The sequence below is a fragment of the Plantibacter sp. VKM Ac-2885 genome (genome assembly GCF_015351205.1).
In the GTDB taxonomy this organism is placed as follows: domain Bacteria; phylum Actinomycetota; class Actinomycetes; order Actinomycetales; family Microbacteriaceae; genus Plantibacter; species Plantibacter auratus.
Genome location: NZ_JADKSK010000002.1, coordinates 524,603 through 541,280, shown reverse-complemented (window position 1 = coordinate 541,280; position 16,678 = coordinate 524,603). Strand labels below are relative to the sequence as shown.

Here is a 16,678-nt window from a genome sequence, read left to right as displayed (position 1 = left end):
CCGAAGGAGCGGCTCAGGGACCGGGGCTACTGTGTGCTGAACGCCGCGTCGAAGGACTGCTCGGGCAGCTTCCAAAGCAGGTTCCGAATGTACCCGACGGCCTCCTCGGCACCGTGCAGACGGTCCATGCCGGCGTCCTCCCACTCGATGGAGATCGGCCCGGCGTAGCCGATGCTCGACAGGGCACGGAAGGCATCCTCCCACGGCACGTCGCCGTGACCGGTCGACACGAAGTCCCAGCCGCGTCGCGGGTCGCCCCAGGGCAGGTGCGAGCCGACGATGCCGGCGTGACCGGTGGCCGGCCGGATCCGCGTGTCCTTGCAGTCGACGTGGTAGATCCGGTTCGCGAACTCGACGATGAACCCCACCGGGTCGACGCCCTGCCACATCATGTGCGACGGGTCCCAGTTGAAGCCGAAGGCCGGGCGGTGGTCGATCGCCTCGAGGGTGCGGACACTCGTCCAGTAGTCGTAGGCGATCTCGGACGGGTGCACCTCGTGGGCGAAGCGGACCCCCTCGGCGTCGAAGACGTCGAGGATCGGGTTCCAGCGGGTGGCGAAGTCCTCGTACCCGGCGTCGATGACGGAAGCCGGCACCGGCGGGAACATCGCGGAGTACTGCCAGATCTTGGACCCCGTGAAGCCGACGACCGTGTCGACGCCGAGCTTGCGCGCGACCCGCGCGGACCGCTTCATGTCCTCGGCCGCGCGCTGACGCACCCCCTCCGCGTCGCCGTCGCCCCAGGTGTAGTCGCGGACGATCGCCTGGTGACGGAAGTCGATCGGGTCGTCGCACACGGCCTGGCCGGTGAGGTGGTTCGAGATCGCGAAGACCTCGAGGCCGTGCCGGTCGAGGATGTCGAGGCGGGACTGCAGGTAGGCGTCGTCCTCATCCGCGCGCTTCAGGTCGAGGTGGTCGCCCGAGGCCGCGATCTCGAGGCCGTCATAGCCCCAGGAGGCGGCGAGGCGGGCGACCTCTTCGAAGGGGAGATCCGCCCACTGTCCGGTGAACAGGGTCACTGGGAGGCGGCTCGCGTACTGCTTGTCGGTGGTGTCGGTCATGCGATGATCCTCTGCTCGTCGTCGGTGGAGGTGGCGATCGCTTCCCAGCGACCGGTGTCGGCCGCGTCGAGGACGGCCTCGGTGATGCGCGCGGTGCGGAGTCCGTCGGCGAAGACGGGCAGGCCGTCCGGCGACTGTCCGGCCATCGCCGCGTAGCTGTCGGCCACGAAGGCGTTGAAGGCGTCCTGGTAGCCCATCGGGTGCCCTGAGGGGACGATGGACAGGCGTGCGGCGTCCGGGTGCAGCTGGTCGGCGTCGCGCGGCAACACCTGCGTGCCCGACCGACGGCCGAGCCACAGCGTCTCGGGCGCTTCCTGGTCGAAACCGATGCTGAGCTCGGTCCCGGCGACCTCGAGGTGCAGCCGGTTCTTCCGACCGGGCGCGACCTGCGAGACGAGCAGTGTGCCGATGGCACCGCCCTCGAGTCGGATGACGACCGCGGCCGCGTCCTCGGTCGTGACCTCCGGGGTGTTCGCGCGTTCGGCGAAGAAGGTGCGGACCGTCGAACTCAGCTCGGTGATGCGCGCGCCCGTGATGAACTCCAAGAGGTCGACGAGGTGCGAACCGATGTCGGCGAAGGCGCGCGAACGGCCGCCGGCCGCCGAGTCGACCCGCCAGTTGTCGTCGGCCTGCGCGAGCAACCAGTCCTGGAGGTACGACCCGCTGATCGTGAGCAGGGTCCCGAGGTCACCGGCGGCGACACGCGCGCGGGCCTCCCGGACGAGCGGGTGGAAGCGGTACACGAACGGCACCGTGCCGACGACACCGGCCTCGGCCGCGGCGGCGACGAGACGCTCGGCGGTCGCGGCGTCGGTCGCGAGGGGTTTCTCACAGACGACGTGCTTGCCGGCCGCGATGGCCGCGAGGGCCTGCTCGGCGTGGAGCGCGTTCGGCGTGCAGACGTGCACCACGTCGACCGAGGGGTCGGCCAGCAGCTCGTCGAGCGAGCCGTATCCGCGCTCGAACCCGAGACTCGCGGCGACCTCGCGCGAGCGTTCGGGCGTCGAGGCGACGACACCGACCAGCCGGGCACCCGCAGCGCGGGCCGCCCGGCTGTGGACGGTGGCCATGAAGCCACCGCCCACCACCGCGATACCGGGACCGGCCACGGTCATGCTCCGAAGGTGCCGTCCGCCGGGGTCCACGACTCTGGCAGTGCGGGAGCGAGTTCCACGGTGCTGACGACGTCGACCGAGGTACGGCTGAGACCCGACTCGGCCGTCGAGACCATCACGTCGAGCACGTGGTACGCGAGCTCACCGGAGGCGCGCTCGGGGCGACCGGCGCGGATCGCCTGGGCGAGCTCGACCACCCCGGTTCCGCGACCCTGCGTCGGACCGGTCGACGGGATCGACTCGGGCTCCTCGCCACCGCCGTAGACGAGCAGGTCGCCCTCGAAGGTGTTCGGGTCGGGGACGACGAGCGTGCCGGTCGAGCCGGCGACCTCGAACTGCGTGCGGCCGAGCTTGGAGTCGAAGCTGAAGACGCTCTGCGCGAGCTGGCCGCTCTCGAACTCGAAGAGGGCGCTCACGTGCGTCGGCACCGTCACGTCGAAGGACTGACCCGCACGCGGGCCGGATCCGATCGTCCGCTGCGGGAAGGCCTGCGAGGCCAGCGCGGTGACACGGGCGATCGGACCGAACAGCTGCACGAGCGCCGTGATGTAGTACGGGCCGATGTCGAAGAGCGGACCGGCGCCGTCCTGGAACAGGAAGTCGGGGTTCGGGTGCCACGACTCCGGGCCGGGGCTCTGCATGAGGGTCAGCGCGGTGAGGGGCTGGCCGATGCCACCGGCCTCGACGAGTCGGCGGGCGGACTGGATACCGGCGCCGAGGAAGGTGTCCGGAGCCGTGGCGACGCGGAGCCCCTTCTCCGTCGCGGCGGCCAGCAGGGCCTGCCCGCTCTCACGGTCGAGCGCGAACGGCTTCTCGCTCCACACGTGCTTACCGGCGTCGAGGATCTGCATGGCGACCTCGACGTGGACCTTCGGGATCGTCAGGTTGACGACGATCTCGATCTCGGGGTCGGCCAGGAGCTCGGCGACCGAGCCGTGGCCGGGCACCCCGTACTTCTCGGCCTGCGTCTTCGCCCGCTCGAGGTCGAGGTCCGCGACGAACCGGACGTCGAGGTCGGGGAAGGTGACCAGGTTGCTGAGGTACTGGTCGCTGATGACGCCGGCGCCGATGAGGCCGACACCGACCGTTCCGGTGCTGTTGCTCATGCCTGGACTCCGTTCGTGGTGAGGTACGTGAAGCTCTGCTGGAGCCCCTGGAAGATGTCGCCATCGAACGCGTCGAACTCGACGACGCGCAGGGCCTGCGGTGCCGCGGCGAGGATGTCGAGCACCGGGACGACCCCGGCACCCGCGGGCAGCTGCTTCAGCGTGTCGCGGGAGGCGTCGCCGTCCTTGACGTGGATGAAGCGCACGCGATCGCCGATCGCACCGAGGACGTCGACCGCGCGGCGTCCGCCGACCTCGACCCAGTAGGTGTCGACCTCGAAGACGACGGCCGGGTCGGTGAGTGCGGCGAGGTGCTCGAGCGGGCTGGTGCCCGCGACGTCGCCCTCGAGCTCCCACCAGTGGTTGTGGTAGCCCACCTGGACCCCGTGACCGGCGGCGACCACTGCCGCGGCGTTCAGCTCGTCGGCGATCGACGCGACCGTCTCGGCCGTGGCGAAGCGCTCTTCGGCGATGGCGGGATCGATGAGGACCTGCACGCCCTGCTCGGCCGCCGCGCCGAAGGCCGCCGACAGGTCGATGTCGTCGGCGATGACCTTGCCGTGCGCGCTCGGCGTGACGAGGCCGGCATCGTGGATGTCCTGCAGGCTGACACCGGGACCGAAGCCGAACGGCTCGGCCTGGCGGAAACCGATCTCGGTCAGGCGCTGCAGCGCTGCGGCACGATCCGCGGTGAGCGGCTCCCGTACCGAGTAGAGCTGGACAGAGAGTTGGGAAGTCGACACGATGCTCCTCAATGATGATGGTGTCAGGCAGCCGCTGCTGCGAGATCCAGGCTAACCACACTTCTGTCGGTGGTCAAACAAAAGTCTCCCACCGGTCGCCGCTCCCCCGGCGACGAATACCGCAGGAGTCGGAAGCGTGGGGGACAATGGAGAGGTGAACTCAGCTCTGCTCTCCCGGATCGTCGCTGACTCCAGCGACCGCATCTCGTGGTTGCGGGCTCGTTCGCGCGGGATCACCGCGACCGACGTCGCCACGCTCTCGACCCCGGCCTCGATCCAGCGCGCGGCCGACGCGAAGCTCGGCGGGACGGGCTTCTCGGGCAACGCCTTCACCGACCACGGGCGCGCCCGCGAGCCTGAGATCGCCCGGTGGGTCGCCGCGACGCACGGGATCAACCCCTCGTCGGCGCTCTTCCGGGCCGAGGTCGAACACCGTCACCTCGCCACCCCCGACGGCATCGCCGTGACCGAGCGCGGGGCCGTCGTGCTCGCGGAGATCAAGACCACGACGAAGTCCTGGCGCTCGATCCCTCGCAACTACCTACGTCAGGTGTGGTGGCAGCAGTACGTGATCGGCGCGGAGCGGACGCTCGTGGTCTGGGAGGAGCACAAGGACTTCGTCCCCATCGACGACGAACCGCTCTGTCGGTGGGTCGAGCGCGACGACGCCGAGATCGCGAAGCTGGTCGGCCTCGCGAACGCACTCATCGACGAGCTGTACCACCGCACCAATCCAGCCGCTCGGCGCCCGGCCCTTCCGGAGCCCGCGCCCGTCACGCGGCCGCTCCGGGAACCCCTGCTGAGCCTCGACTTCTGACGACAAGTCGACAGAAGTCGGCCGAGGTGGTTGACTGTGGCCATGACCGAGCCGCAACGCCCCTCCCCCGGAGCACCGGGCGCCGGCGACCTCTTCCAACTCTTCCGCGGCGGTGAGGCACGCACGAAGTCGGAGTTGTGCGCCCTGACCGGCCTGGCCCGCTCCACCGTCTCCCTCCGGATCGACGCCCTCGTGGCCGCAGACCTGCTCCGTCCCGCTGGAGAGGCAGCCTCCTCGGGTGGTCGCCCGCCCGCACGGATCGCATTCAACCCGCTCGCGCGCGTCGTCGTCGCCGTCGACCTGGGGGCGACGCACGGGACGGTGGCCGTCACCGACCTGTCCGGAGCGATCCTCGCGACGAGCCGGTCGGAGCTGCAGATCGCCGCAGGACCCGAGCCCGTCCTCGACTGGGTGGTCGAAGCGGCGTCGGCCCTGTTGGCCGCTCCGCAGACCTGGGCCACACCCCAGCCGGTCGCTCCCCCGGTCATCGGGATCGGGATCGGCCTCCCGGGGCCGGTCGAGCACTCCACCGGACGGCCGACCAACCCGCCGATCATGCCGGGCTGGGACCGCTTCGACGTCCCCGCCTACATCCGACGGACCATCGACGTCCCGGTCCTCGTCGACAACGACGTGAACGTCCTCGCGCTCGGCGAGCACGCGATCTCCTGGCCGGACACCGACGACCTCGTCTACGTGAAGGTGTCCACGGGTATCGGTGCCGGCATCATCGCGGGTGGCGAGCTGCAGCGCGGGGCACTCGGTGCGGCCGGCGACATCGGGCACGTGCAGGTCCCCGTCGGCCGAGACTCCCCGCGCGCAGCGGACGACGAGCGCGACCTCGAGGCCATCGCGAGCGGGCCGGCGATCGCCACCGAGCTCCGCGCCAACGGGATCGACGCCGTGAGCAGTCGTGACGTCGCAGCGCTCATCCGCGCGGGCGACCGGACGGCCATCGAGACCACGCGGCAGGCCGGCCGGGAGATCGGTGAAGTGCTCAGTGTCGTGGTGAACCTCCTGAACCCGACGGTGATCGTGCTCGGTGGGACGATGACCCGGGCGGGGGAACATCTCCTCACCGGCGTCCGCGAAGTGGTCTACCGTCGATCGATGCCGCTCGCCACGGGGCACCTCGGCATCGTCACCTCGACGGCCGGCGAGGAGGCCGGGGTGTTGGGCGCGGCGATCATGGTGCTGCGCGACGCCCTGTCCGCACCGGCGATCGACGCGATGACTCAGCCCCGGGCGCTCGACGCGGCATCGACCTGACGCGCGTCCTCCACTGCGGAACCGGGGCGTCCGGTGTCGTCCGTCTTCCCGACGGCGAGCACCTCCGCCAGGCCGTACCCGACGAGCCAGAGCAGGGCGATGGTCATCGCCGCGAACTCCAACCAACTGCCGACCTGCTGCCCGACCTCGGCGAGCGAGAGCAGGCCGCCGAGCCCCGCGATCACGGCGACGGCGGACCCGGCGAACCAGGACAGCCGCCGGACGGCGCGCAGCCGGGATCCGAGGGCCGACCCGATCATCGCCAGGCAGGCGAGGGCGAAGCCCAGCACCGCGAAGGAGATGTGCACCGCGTCCTGGAGCGTGAACAGCGGATTCGACGGGATCGGGCACTCGTAGGTGCACGTCACCCGGGATGCCACGAGGAAGCACAGACTCGACAGTCCCACGAGCAGCCAGGGGACGAGCAGCAGTCCAACCCTCGTGCGGCGCTGACCGGGCTCGCGGGACGGGACGACTCGCTGCAGCGCTACGGCGATGCTGAGACCACCGACCGCGACCATGAGCAGTGCCGCGTTGAAGACCGGCGCCGTCACCTCGCCGGTGGCACCGAGGCCGCTCACATAGCTGTTCTTACCGAGGCTGAGACGCGCCGCCCAGATCATGACCGTGGCGACCACGACGAGCACGCCACCGGTGATCGCGAACGCGAGGGCGACGGACCGGCGACGGCGGACCGCCGAGGGGCGAGGAATCCGCTGGTCTGATGTGGCCCCCGTCATCCGCGGATGAGCCTCGTCCGGCTCAACGCGATGACGGCGCAGCCCATCAGGCCGATGAACCCGGCGATGGCGATCATGTAGACGATGACGGCTCCCCAGCCGCCGGGCTGAGCCGGGTTGAGGAACGGGTACGGGTACCAGCCGACGATCGATCCGCGGATCATCGTGTAGACGGTCCAGACGAGCGGGAACGCGATGATCGCCCACACCTGACGCCATTCGAGGCGGGACTTGCCGGGCGTCACGATCCAGACGAGCACCAGGTAGATCGGTGCGATGAGGTGCAGCACCTCGTTCGACCAGCCGAGGGTGTGCCCCTGGTCGAGGGCGATGCCGCGGAGCAGCAGGTTGTAGACGACGCCCGTGGTCGCCATGTAGGTCACGACGCAGCCGAGGACCAGGTTGTACCAGGCCGGATCGCGTCGCAGCCGGAAGCAGAACCCGGCACCGACCAACAGGACGATCGCACTCAGCGCGTTCGACAGGATCGTGAAGTAGCTGAAGAAGTTGACGAAGAAGTCGTCGGGCGCATCACCGAAGGACAGGGTGTAGACGAACTGGCCGACGATGGCGGCGATGATCACCCCACCCGCGATGATCCTGATGACTCCGAACAGTGCGCGCATTGCGCCACTGTATCGGAAGCACGCGCCCGAGGATCAGGCGACAGCCGGGCCGCCGTGTCCCCCGAAGAGAGGGAATCGTTTCCAGCCAATTGACACCCCCGTAACAGCGCCGACTCATTCGACGGCTTTGATGAGAACAGAGCCGGACCACGCACCGGAGCGAGACTCGTCGCCGAGCCGACCTCCGCCGGGTGGAGCTTTCGGGGGATGAACGACGAAGGAGTACTCGATGCGTCAAGGAGTCGGACACTCCTGGTCTCTGGCGACAACCGCGGACGCGGTGAAGCCAGCACCGGAGACCATGCGAGCCGCGGTGATCGACGCCGTCGGCAGCCCTGAGGTCCTCCGGATGGAGACCGTACCGACACCGCGTCCGGTCATGGCGGAGTTCCTCGTGAAGGTCGTCGCGGCCGGCGTGAACCCGGTCGACGCCAAGACCCGCGCGGGCCGGGGCGTCTCCTCCTCCATCACGGCGATGCCGGCCGTCCTCGGGTACGACTTCAGCGGCATCGTGGTCGAGTCGCCCTTCGCCGCTGCCGGTCTCCTGCCCGGCGACGAGGTCTACGGCATGACGAGCTTCCCGCGGACGGGCGGCAGCTACGCCGAGTACGTCACGGTGTCCTCTCTGAGCCTGACGCGGAAGCCGACGACCCTGTCGCACGTCGAGGCCGCCGGGGTCCCCCTCGCCGCGCTCACCGCATGGGGCATGGTCGTCGACGTCGCGAAGGCGCACGAGGGGCAGCGCATCCTCATCCACGCCGGGAGCGGCGGTGTCGGGCATTTCGCCGTGCAGTTCGCCACCTACTTCGGCGCGCGGGTGATCGCCACCGGCTCCGGTCGGAACGTCGGTTGGCTGCGCGAACTCGGCGCCCATCAGGCGGTCGACCACGAGTTGCACCGGTTCGAGGACGTCGTCGACCAGGTCGACGTCGTGATCGACCTCGTGGGCAACACCGTGGAGGACACGGGGTCGCGTTCCCTACGCGTCCTGCGTCCCGGCGGGCTCATCATCAACGCGCCGACCGGTTCCTGGCCGACGCTCGAGGAGGAGGCCCGCGCCGCGGGCGTCCGAGCGACGCGGTTCACCGTGGCACCCGACGGTGCCACGCTCGACACCATCAGCAGGCTGCTGGAGTCCGGGGACGTCCGGGTGTTCGTCGACCAGGTGTTCGACCTCGACGCCGTCCGGCAGGCCCACGTGCTCCTCGAGGGCGGGCACTCACGCGGCAAGATCGTCCTGAAGGTAGCCGACGGCTGAGTCCATCTGCGCAGCCGGCCGTCCGTCCGCCGACTAACGCGCGAGCGTGAAGTCGTACGGAAGCGTCCGGATGACCTTGCCTCCCACGGTTTCGGTGACGGTACCCCCGGAGTACCGGGCCGGGAGGTAGTCGGATGGCCAGGTGATGCTCCAACGCCCCTGTGGGTCGGCGGTGATGCTTCCGAGATCGGTGCCCCACGCGCCGCGGATCTGGATCACGGCACCGGGGTTCGCCGTGCCGGTGAAGACCGGCCGGGTGCCGGTGATGGTGCCGCCGACGGCGGGCGAGACGACCTCGAGCCTCGGCACGACGATGGTGAAGTCGTAGAGCAGCGAGTGGGTCTCCTTCCCGTCCACGAACTGTTTCACGGTGCCGCCCACATACCGGTTGGGGAGCAGCGTCTTGTTCCACGTGATGGTCCAGCGTCCGTCGTCAGCGACTCGTTCGACGGCGCCCAGCAGGTCGCCCCACACACCACGGATCTCGACGGTGGCGCCCGGCTGCGCGGTCCCCGTGAAGACGGGCGTCGTCTCGACGATGGTCGCGCCCGTCGTCGGCGACGTCACGACGAGCGGGTCCACAGTCGGCCACGCGACCCGGAAGTCGTACGGGACGCTCGTGAACGGCTTTCCCTCGATGTACTGGCGGGCTGATCCTCCGGTGTAGGTGCCAGGAGCCAGCGCCTTGTTCCAGGTCAACGACCAGGTCGTATCGTCCTGCACGACGGCCTCGCCGAGGAGCGAGCCCCAGGCGCCGTAAACCCGGATGGTCGCGCCAGGCTGCCCCGTCCCGGAGAAGACCGGCGCCCCCGGCTCGAGCACCTCGCCGACGGCGGGCGAGAGCAGGACGACCGGGGCGTCCGGCGCGGGCGTCCCCGATTCGATCGTCGCGCTCCACACCTGGTCGATGCCGGTCGCTCGCACCGCGCCGTCGAAGGTCCCGATGGCGGTGTCCGCCTTCGCCGCCAGCGACAGGGTGAACGATCTGTTGGCGCCCGTGAGCGTCCCCTCGAATCCGTTGAGCTGCGCGTTCCAGGTGAATCCGGCGGGGGCGGCGCCAGCGGGTTCGAGGCCGGCGGGGAGGATGATCTCGACCTGGCCGGAGGCCGTCTCGGTGAAGGCGACCGGCACCTCCACGGGATCCCCCTGCTTCACCGTGACGTTCGGGATCGTCACACCCGGGGCGATCGGGGCCGCGACGATGTTCGCGGAGAAGTCGGCGAGCTTCACCCGGTTCTGACTCCAGGTGATGCTGCCGCCGGTCGCCGAGCCGAGCGCGGCGTCGATGTCCGCCGTCAAGGTGAAGGTGACCGCGGTGGTACCGACGGGCAGGTTGCCACCCATGCCGGCACCATCCAGGCCGAATGCCGGGTTCGCGACAGCAGTGATCCTCGTGCCCCGAGGTGGGACCACATCGATCCGTTGGCCCCCCGCGTCGGCGTTGAAGGTCGCCTGGACCTGCACGGACTGGCCCTGTTGGACCGTGGGGGTGGACACGGACGCCGACGGGGACACGTCGGGTACCAGCTGACTCATGACCAGCTTGCTGACGTCGGCATCGTTGTTCGGCCCGAACCCGAGTTGCATGTCCTTCGACCCGACCCCGAGGACGTTCAGTCGCCGGCCGGACGGATCGGTGAGGAATCCGTCGGCGGCCATCGTGTACTGGGTGCTCGCCGAGGAGCAGCTCGCCACACGGACGAGGTCGGTCCTCGTACCGCCCCGGTCCGTGGTGAGGCACTGGCCGTTGATCTCGATCCGGCCGCTGGTGCCGACTGCCGGGAAGGTCGCCGTCGCCGCAGCAGCCAGCGCCGCCTCATACGACAGGCCGTACGGCCCACCGGTGCCGATCGACTGCGGATGCGTGAGCCATTGCATGGAACCGCTCGGCGCCCAGCCGTGGAAGCCCGTGGACCACGAGGGATCGGTCACGAACTTGCCTCGGAGGCGCGGCTGGTTCGCCGTGACCGCCGCCGCCTCGTCACCGGAGACGGGGGCGGGATCCGCCGACGCCGGGCCGGAGACGAGCGCGGTGGCGGTGATCGCCGTCAGCACGAAGAGCGACAGGGCGGAGTGCAGCTTCATAGGGAGGAAGCGTCCTTTCGTGGTCGTCCAGGAGGCCCGACGGCACAACTGCGGCGGGCCCCAGGCAGGAGCTCGGGTCGGAAACCACGACCCTTTGTCACATGCCAGACGCCAACATATCAGGTGACCGCCTTGGCCGCACGTCTGGAGCAGCACCCGTCCGGGTCACCCCCGCGGCACCGCGTCCTCGTCCACCCGCCGCTCCATCACGAAGTCGTCGTGCCGTTCGGGTCCGACGAGGAAGGTCTTCGTCCCGACGATCGCGAACCCGCTCTTGCCGTAGAACCGGATCGCCCTGGCGTTCTGCTGGTTCACCCCGAGCCACACCGATCGCGCCCCGCGCGACCGGGCGTCGTCGAGCGTCGCCTCCATGAGCGTGCGCGCTCCGCCGGCACCGTGGCTCGCGGGGAGCACGTACAGCTTGCTGAGTTCCGCTGTCGGGCGGTGCGTGACCGCGGCGAGCACGTCGGGGTCGATCGGATCACCGAAGACGAGCATCGTGTAGCCGATGGCCGTGCCGTCATCGTCGTCGACGAGGAGCCGGAGCGCGCGTCCGGGATCTGCCAGGTAGCCGGTGAACCGGTCGAGGGTGAAGTGCTCGGCGATGAACGCGTCGATGTGCTCCTGCGCGGTGCCGGGTGGGCAGGCGAGGGCGAAGGTCGCTGCGGCGAGCGTGCCGAGGGTGGCGGCGTCGTCGGCCTGAGCAGTGCGGGTGGAGACCATCCCTGCATCGTACGACGCCACCCCGGAGAACGGCGAAGGCCCGGTCGCATGACGCGACCGGGCCTTCGTACTGGTGAGACTAGATGGAGTTGACGTCCAGCGGGATGCCGGGGCCGAACGTGGTCGACACGGCGCCCTTCTGGATGTAACGGCCCTTCGAGGAGGACGGCTTGAGGCGGAGGATCTCCTCGAGCGCGGTGTTGATGTTCTCCTCGAGCTGCGATGCGTCGAACGAGGCCTTGCCGACGACGAAGTGCACGTTGGAGTGCTTGTCGACGCGGAACTCGATCTTGCCGCCCTTGATGTCGGACACGGCCTTGGCCACGTCCGGCGTCACGGTGCCGGTCTTGGGGTTCGGCATGAGGCCACGGGGACCGAGGACCTTACCGAGACGACCGACCTTACCCATGAGCTCCGGGGTGGAGACCGCGGAGTCGAACGAGGTGTAGCCCTCGGCGACCTTCGCGATGAGCTCGTCGCCGCCGACCTCGTCAGCACCGGCCGCGATCGCGGCCTCCGCTGCCGGGCCCGTCGCGAAGACGATGACGCGGGCGGTCTTGCCCGTGCCGTGCGGGAGGATGACCGTGCCGCGGACCATCTGGTCCGCCTTGCGCGGGTCGACACCGAGCTTGAGGGCGACCTCGACGGTGCTGTTGAACTTGGCGGAACCGGTCTCCTTGGCGAGGGCGACGGCCTCGTTCGGGGTGTAGAACTTGTCAGCCTCGATCTTCTCGGCTGCGGCCCGGTAGGCCTTCGACTTCTGTGCCATGTGTGTTCTCCTATGAGAAATGTGGTCATCTGCGCCTGGCCGGCGCTGCCACGAGTGAAAAAGAAAGGTGCGAGGGTGTGGCCTGGACGGCTCACCCCGTGCGGTTCGGAAGGACTAGCCCTCGACCGTGATGCCCATGGAGCGGGCGGTGCCGGCGATGATCTTCGCGGCTGCGTCGATGTCGTTCGAGTTCAGGTCGGGAGCCTTCTGCTCGGCGATCTGACGGACCTGCTCCTTGGTGAGCTTCGCGACCTTGACGGTGTGCGGGGTACCGGAGCCCTTGGCGACGCCGGCGGCCTTCTTGATGAGCTCCGCTGCGGGCGGGGTCTTCAGGATGAAGGTGAACGAACGGTCCTCGTAGACGGTGATCTCGACGGGGATGACGTTGCCGCGCTGCGACTCGGTGGCCGCGTTGTACGCCTTGCAGAACTCCATGATGTTGACGCCGTGCTGACCAAGGGCGGGGCCGATGGGGGGAGCAGGGTTTGCGGCGCCGGCCTGGATCTGCAGCTTGATGAGACCCGTGACCTTCTTCTTCGGTGCCATGTTTCTTCCTTCTTCTGGGGTTCGAACGCCATCGGATGATGTGCGCTCTCCCGCGCGCCCGTCGGGCGGCGGTGGACTGTGGAGCCGTGCGGCTTAGAGCTTGGTGACCTGGTCGAAGCTGAGCTCGACCGGCGTCTCGCGCTCGAAGAGGGAGACGAGCACCGTGAGCTTGCCGCTCTCGGGCTTGATCTCGCTGATGGAGCCGGGGAGGCCCGCGAACGAGCCTTCCTTGATCGTGATGGTCTCGCCGATCTCGAAGTCGACCTCGGCGGGGATGACACGCTGCTGCGTTGCGCTGCCCTTGGTGCCGGAGCCCTTGACGGGCGCGGTCTCCTTGACCTCGACGAGCGACTTCAACATGTTGAAGGACTCTTCGAAGCGGAGCGGCGTGGGGTTGTGCGCGTTGCCGACGAAGCCGGTGACGCCAGGCGTGTGGCGGACGACCGACCAGCTGTCCTCGTTGAGGTCCATGCGGACGAGCACGTAGCCGGGGATGCGCACACGGGTGACCATCTTGCGCTGGCCGTTCTTGATCTCGACCACGTCTTCCATGGGGACCTCGACCTGGTAGATGTAGTCCGCGACCTCGAGCGTCGACTTGCGCTGCTCGATGTTGGCCTTCACCTTGCGCTCGAAACCGGCGTAGGAGTGGATGACGTACCACTTGCCGGGCAGGAAGCGGAGTTCCTTGCGGAACGCGTCGTAGGGGTCTTCCTCGGACTCCTCGGCGGGCTCGGCGTCGGCGTCGGTGGGGTCTGCCTCTTCTTCGGCGATGGCCTCCGCTGCGGCTTCGACCTCGGCTGCTTCGTCGAGCTCGAGGGCGTCGTCGACGACGGCGTCGGCCTCGGGGTCGACGGCCTCGGCCATCGCGTCGAGCACGGCGTCGAGGTCGACCTCGGTGTCGCCGGTCTCCTCGACGTGGACGGCGTTGTGCTCAGCGGGGTCGACGGAGTGCTCGTCGGCCGAGAGCACGTTGCCCTCCTGGGCCTCGTCGTCCTCCGAGGACTGCTCGGCAGCGGTTGCCCAGTCGACGTCGTTCGAGTTTCGCTCAGACACTGATTTCCATTCCGTTTCTGTTGTGCGGATCGTGGGTGATCCCCGACCGCGGCGCCAGATCCTGGCGCGTGACGACTGCGTCGCCGTCTGTGATTGTGGAACCCGGGTGCCGGACCGGAGCACCGGAACCTGAGCGGAACTAGCTCGCGGTACCGAACACCAGCGTGACGACCCAGGCGAAGACGAAGTCGATGCCGTAGACGAGCGCCATCATGATGCAGACGAAGACGAGCACCACAGCCGTGTAGCTGAGGAGTTCCTTCCGCGTCGGCGTGACGACCTTCTTGAGTTCCGCGAAGACCTGCTTCAGGAACAGGACGATGCCCGAGAAGAAGCCGCGCCGTTCGGCACGGTCCGCCTTCGCCTTGACGACGACGTCCTCGCCGGGCGTGTCGGTACTCTTCGGGGCCACTCGTTACACCTTTCGTGTGCCGGTGCATACGCACCGACTCGCAGGGCGGACAGGACTTGAACCTGCAACCTGCGGTTTTGGAGACCGCTGCTCTACCAATTGAGCCACCGCCCTTCAGTGCTGACGCACCGGAGGGGTCGAAGCTACCCTGACCTCCTGAGCGTTGCCTCACCACACGGGTGAAAACAGGCGCAGAAAATCATGGCAGATTTCAACTACCTCCATCCAGTGTACGGCACGGTCGCCCGGCTGTAAAACCGGCGTCGGCATGCGCGCGGCCGCACGCCTCACGGGCGCCCGACCGCTGCGTGCTCGGCAGCTTCCTCGGCCGACAGCACCCGCGAGTGGATCCCGACGCCGTCGAGATCTCCGGCGAACCAGGCAGAGGAGGGCGCACCAGGCCAGGTGGACGCGATCGTGTCGTGGCCGATGCGCCAATACCCCCGGTAGCTCTGCAGCACCGTGTTCGAATTCGTTCCGACCAGTGCGCCGTCGAGGTAGAGACGCATGCCGTCCGTGGTCGACATGGTCGCCATGACGTGGTGCCACCGTCCGTCCGTGACCGCGTCCGGCGTCACGATCGTCTGCGGCGAACCGCTCCACGTCCCGAAGACGAGACGGCCGTCCCGGTCGATGTAGAGGTGGCGGTCATGCGCGCTGGACGGGACGGTCTGCGCGTTCCCGAAGCCGATCAGCTTGCCCTGCGACTCAGTGGTCCGGAACCAGGTCTCGAGCGTGAAGGTGGTCTGCTGCGGAAGCTGCGGCATGGTGACCACCTGACCGGCCTGGCCGTCGAGTCGGACGAACGGACTGTCGCCGCAGCCACCGCCGACGCGCTCCGCCGTGCCGCCCAGCTGCGCGATGCCACTGCCGGTTCCGCTGTTCACGACCTCTGCCCCGTCGGCCTCGCTGAAGTCCAGTCGGAAATCGGGCGAGCCCAACGGCTGCCCGAGGCACGAGAAGGACCCCGCGCCGAGGCGGTTGTCGGCGGCACCGGCGAAGCTCTGCCAGTTCGCGCCAGCGGTCGGCAGCACCGACACGACGGCCAGGACCCCCGCCAGGGCGGCGCCGCCGATCGGGGCGACCCGACGCACTCGACCGATCGGCGCGGTGGCGTCGCGATCCTCGACGAGGTACCGCCGCGTGGCTGCGATCGCCCCGAGGGTCGCCGCCGCGAGCGCCGCGGAGAGCGCCAGGGGAACCCAGGCACCCTCGTTCGCCCAGACGATGGGAAGGCCGATGTACGGGACTCGGAGGACGCCGACGCCGCGAACGGCTTCGTCCTGGACGAGCTGTCGATCCGGTTGCCGGTTCGCGTCACCCTTGAGGCGGAGCCCCTCCGCCTCCCGCTCGACGACGCGGTGCAGGAGCAGCGCGTCGTCCTCGCCCGGATCGTCGACGAGGACCACCTGTCCTGCCGCGGCGTCGGAGCCGTCGATCGGCATCGAGACGACGACGTCGCCCGCCAGGACGCGCGGCTCCATGGAACCTGACGCCACGGTGGTCGGCATCCACCCGACGAGCTTCGGCACGGCCGCCCACGCCAGGAGGCACAGCGCGAGCAACGCGAGGACGCGCGCACCGAGGGCGACGACCACGATGCCGGACGACACGATGCGCCGGCGTGCGGATGACGGTTCCATGAGAGCTCCCGGAGGGACGAGGTGGACGGGGACGTGCGGGCCAGGGTGCTCCCGTCAGCGGGACGGGAGCACCGGGATCGCCTAGGAGGTGCGACCCTCCCACACGAGGTCGAGACCTGCGGAGCCGCCCTGGACGGTGTTCGGGGCGTCCGCGGACAGGGTGTACGAGACCTTGAAGACCCGCTCCTCGCCGCCGCCGACGGAGGCCCACGAGCCGAGTCCGGACGCGTGGTCGACCGCAGTGGTCGCGAGGCCGGCGAGGGTGCCACTGTAGACGGACGCACCCGTGGTCGCGGGGACGAAGTCCTCGCAGGACCCGTAGCCGCCGCCGGCGCCCTGGACGATCTCGAGCTGGAGGTACTGGTCGAGGTCCTGCGTCTGCGCCGCGTTGTCCGCATAGAGGCGGATGTCGGACGCCAGCGAACCGTCCGAGGTGACGGCGATGCAGTTCTCGCCGGTCGAGCCGGGCTGCAGGTCGTCCGCGGCGAACATCGCGGCGCCCGAGTCGTCATCGCTCAGCGCGATCGCTCCGGCACTCCAGGCGTTGCCGGAGTTGTCGGTCGACGAGGTGAAGGCGGCGTAGGAGGCGGTCGAGACGATGACGCCGCTCGCCAGGACGGCGACGGGTAGCGCGGCCCAGCGGACGAGGCGGCGGGATCGAGGGGACAGGGCGGTGGTCATGGTGATTCTCCAGGGTCGGGGCCGAAAT

The 16,678-nt window shown here is 69.3% G+C and carries 17 protein-coding genes and 1 tRNA gene; 3 read left to right on the top strand and 15 right to left on the bottom strand.

Features of this window, described 5'->3' with window-relative positions:
* Positions 1-26: 26 nt before the first annotated feature.
* The 4 genes from ITJ66_RS15170 to ITJ66_RS15155 are packed head-to-tail and all read right to left on the bottom strand — an operon-like array spanning position 27 to position 4,025.
* Positions 27-1,061 carry a sugar phosphate isomerase/epimerase gene (locus tag ITJ66_RS15170; protein WP_064294543.1) on the bottom strand — a complete coding sequence of 345 codons (1,035 nt, stop codon included), beginning with the start codon at positions 1,059-1,061 and terminating at the stop codon, positions 27-29.
* The gene (locus ITJ66_RS15165; protein ID WP_194645143.1) at positions 1,058-2,176 is read right to left on the bottom strand and encodes a Gfo/Idh/MocA family protein; all 1,119 of its coding nucleotides are present in this window, start codon (positions 2,174-2,176) and stop codon (positions 1,058-1,060) included. The genes ITJ66_RS15170 and ITJ66_RS15165 overlap by 4 nt, the downstream gene beginning before the upstream one ends.
* Positions 2,173-3,282, bottom strand: coding sequence for a Gfo/Idh/MocA family protein (locus tag ITJ66_RS15160; protein ID WP_138945157.1), 1,110 nt, complete (start codon positions 3,280-3,282; stop codon positions 2,173-2,175). The genes ITJ66_RS15165 and ITJ66_RS15160 overlap by 4 nt, the downstream gene beginning before the upstream one ends.
* Positions 3,279-4,025, bottom strand: a complete 747-nt coding sequence (locus tag ITJ66_RS15155) for a TIM barrel protein (protein ID WP_194645142.1) — start codon at positions 4,023-4,025, stop codon at positions 3,279-3,281. The genes ITJ66_RS15160 and ITJ66_RS15155 overlap by 4 nt, the downstream gene beginning before the upstream one ends.
* A gap of 154 nt (positions 4,026-4,179) precedes the next feature.
* On the opposite strand from ITJ66_RS15155, the gene ITJ66_RS15150 reads away from it, so the two are divergent.
* Positions 4,180-4,842, top strand: coding sequence for a YqaJ viral recombinase family protein (locus ITJ66_RS15150; protein WP_194645141.1), 663 nt, complete (start codon positions 4,180-4,182; stop codon positions 4,840-4,842).
* A gap of 42 nt (positions 4,843-4,884) precedes the next feature.
* Positions 4,885-6,111 carry an ROK family transcriptional regulator gene (locus tag ITJ66_RS15145; protein ID WP_194645140.1) on the top strand — a complete coding sequence of 409 codons (1,227 nt, stop codon included), beginning with the start codon at positions 4,885-4,887 and terminating at the stop codon, positions 6,109-6,111.
* On the opposite strand, the gene ITJ66_RS15140 is transcribed toward ITJ66_RS15145, so the two are convergent.
* Both ITJ66_RS15140 and ITJ66_RS15135 read right to left on the bottom strand, forming a co-directional pair.
* Positions 6,078-6,851: a DUF998 domain-containing protein gene (locus tag ITJ66_RS15140; RefSeq protein WP_194645139.1), complete on the bottom strand. Its 774-nt coding sequence runs from the start codon at positions 6,849-6,851 to the stop codon at positions 6,078-6,080. The genes ITJ66_RS15145 and ITJ66_RS15140 overlap by 34 nt on opposite strands.
* A complete protein-coding gene (locus ITJ66_RS15135; protein ID WP_194645138.1) occupies positions 6,848-7,477 on the bottom strand; it encodes a Pr6Pr family membrane protein in 630 nt (209 codons plus the stop codon). Before ITJ66_RS15135 ends, ITJ66_RS15140 begins: the two co-directional genes overlap by 4 nt.
* 301 nt (positions 7,478-7,778) lie before the next feature.
* Here ITJ66_RS15135 and ITJ66_RS15130 point away from each other — a divergent pair, with 301 nt between their 5' ends.
* A complete protein-coding gene (locus ITJ66_RS15130) occupies positions 7,779-8,735 on the top strand; it encodes an NADP-dependent oxidoreductase (protein WP_191942133.1) in 957 nt (318 codons plus the stop codon).
* A gap of 33 nt (positions 8,736-8,768) precedes the next feature.
* Here ITJ66_RS15130 and ITJ66_RS15125 read toward each other — a convergent pair whose 3' ends face one another.
* The 9 genes from ITJ66_RS15125 to ITJ66_RS15085 all read right to left on the bottom strand — a co-directional run bounded on the left by ITJ66_RS15125 (position 8,769) and on the right by ITJ66_RS15085 (position 16,650).
* Positions 8,769-10,820 carry a hypothetical protein gene (locus ITJ66_RS15125; protein ID WP_194645137.1) on the bottom strand — a complete coding sequence of 684 codons (2,052 nt, stop codon included), beginning with the start codon at positions 10,818-10,820 and terminating at the stop codon, positions 8,769-8,771.
* A 165-nt stretch (positions 10,821-10,985) separates the two neighbouring features.
* On the bottom strand, positions 10,986-11,543 hold the full coding sequence (locus ITJ66_RS15120) for an N-acetyltransferase (protein ID WP_194645136.1): 558 nt from the start codon (positions 11,541-11,543) through the stop codon (positions 10,986-10,988).
* Positions 11,544-11,622: 79 nt separating this feature from the next.
* Entirely contained in the window at positions 11,623-12,312 is a 690-nt protein-coding gene (gene rplA, locus ITJ66_RS15115) for a 50S ribosomal protein L1 (protein WP_079706704.1), read from the bottom strand.
* A gap of 114 nt (positions 12,313-12,426) precedes the next feature.
* Positions 12,427-12,858, bottom strand: coding sequence for a 50S ribosomal protein L11 (gene rplK / locus ITJ66_RS15110; protein WP_056014074.1), 432 nt, complete (start codon positions 12,856-12,858; stop codon positions 12,427-12,429).
* A gap of 93 nt (positions 12,859-12,951) precedes the next feature.
* Positions 12,952-13,914, bottom strand: a complete 963-nt coding sequence (gene nusG / locus ITJ66_RS15105) for a transcription termination/antitermination protein NusG (protein ID WP_079706703.1) — start codon at positions 13,912-13,914, stop codon at positions 12,952-12,954.
* A gap of 139 nt (positions 13,915-14,053) precedes the next feature.
* Positions 14,054-14,326, bottom strand: a complete 273-nt coding sequence (gene secE, locus ITJ66_RS15100) for a preprotein translocase subunit SecE (protein ID WP_079706702.1) — start codon at positions 14,324-14,326, stop codon at positions 14,054-14,056.
* Between the two features lie 41 nt (positions 14,327-14,367).
* Positions 14,368-14,440: transfer RNA gene (locus ITJ66_RS15095), tRNA-Trp, on the bottom strand.
* Between the two features lie 173 nt (positions 14,441-14,613).
* Entirely contained in the window at positions 14,614-15,969 is a 1,356-nt protein-coding gene (locus ITJ66_RS15090) for a signal peptidase I (RefSeq protein WP_194645135.1), read from the bottom strand.
* 81 nt (positions 15,970-16,050) lie between these two features.
* Positions 16,051-16,650 carry a hypothetical protein gene (locus tag ITJ66_RS15085; RefSeq protein ID WP_194645134.1) on the bottom strand — a complete coding sequence of 200 codons (600 nt, stop codon included), beginning with the start codon at positions 16,648-16,650 and terminating at the stop codon, positions 16,051-16,053.
* Positions 16,651-16,678 lie beyond the last annotated feature (28 nt).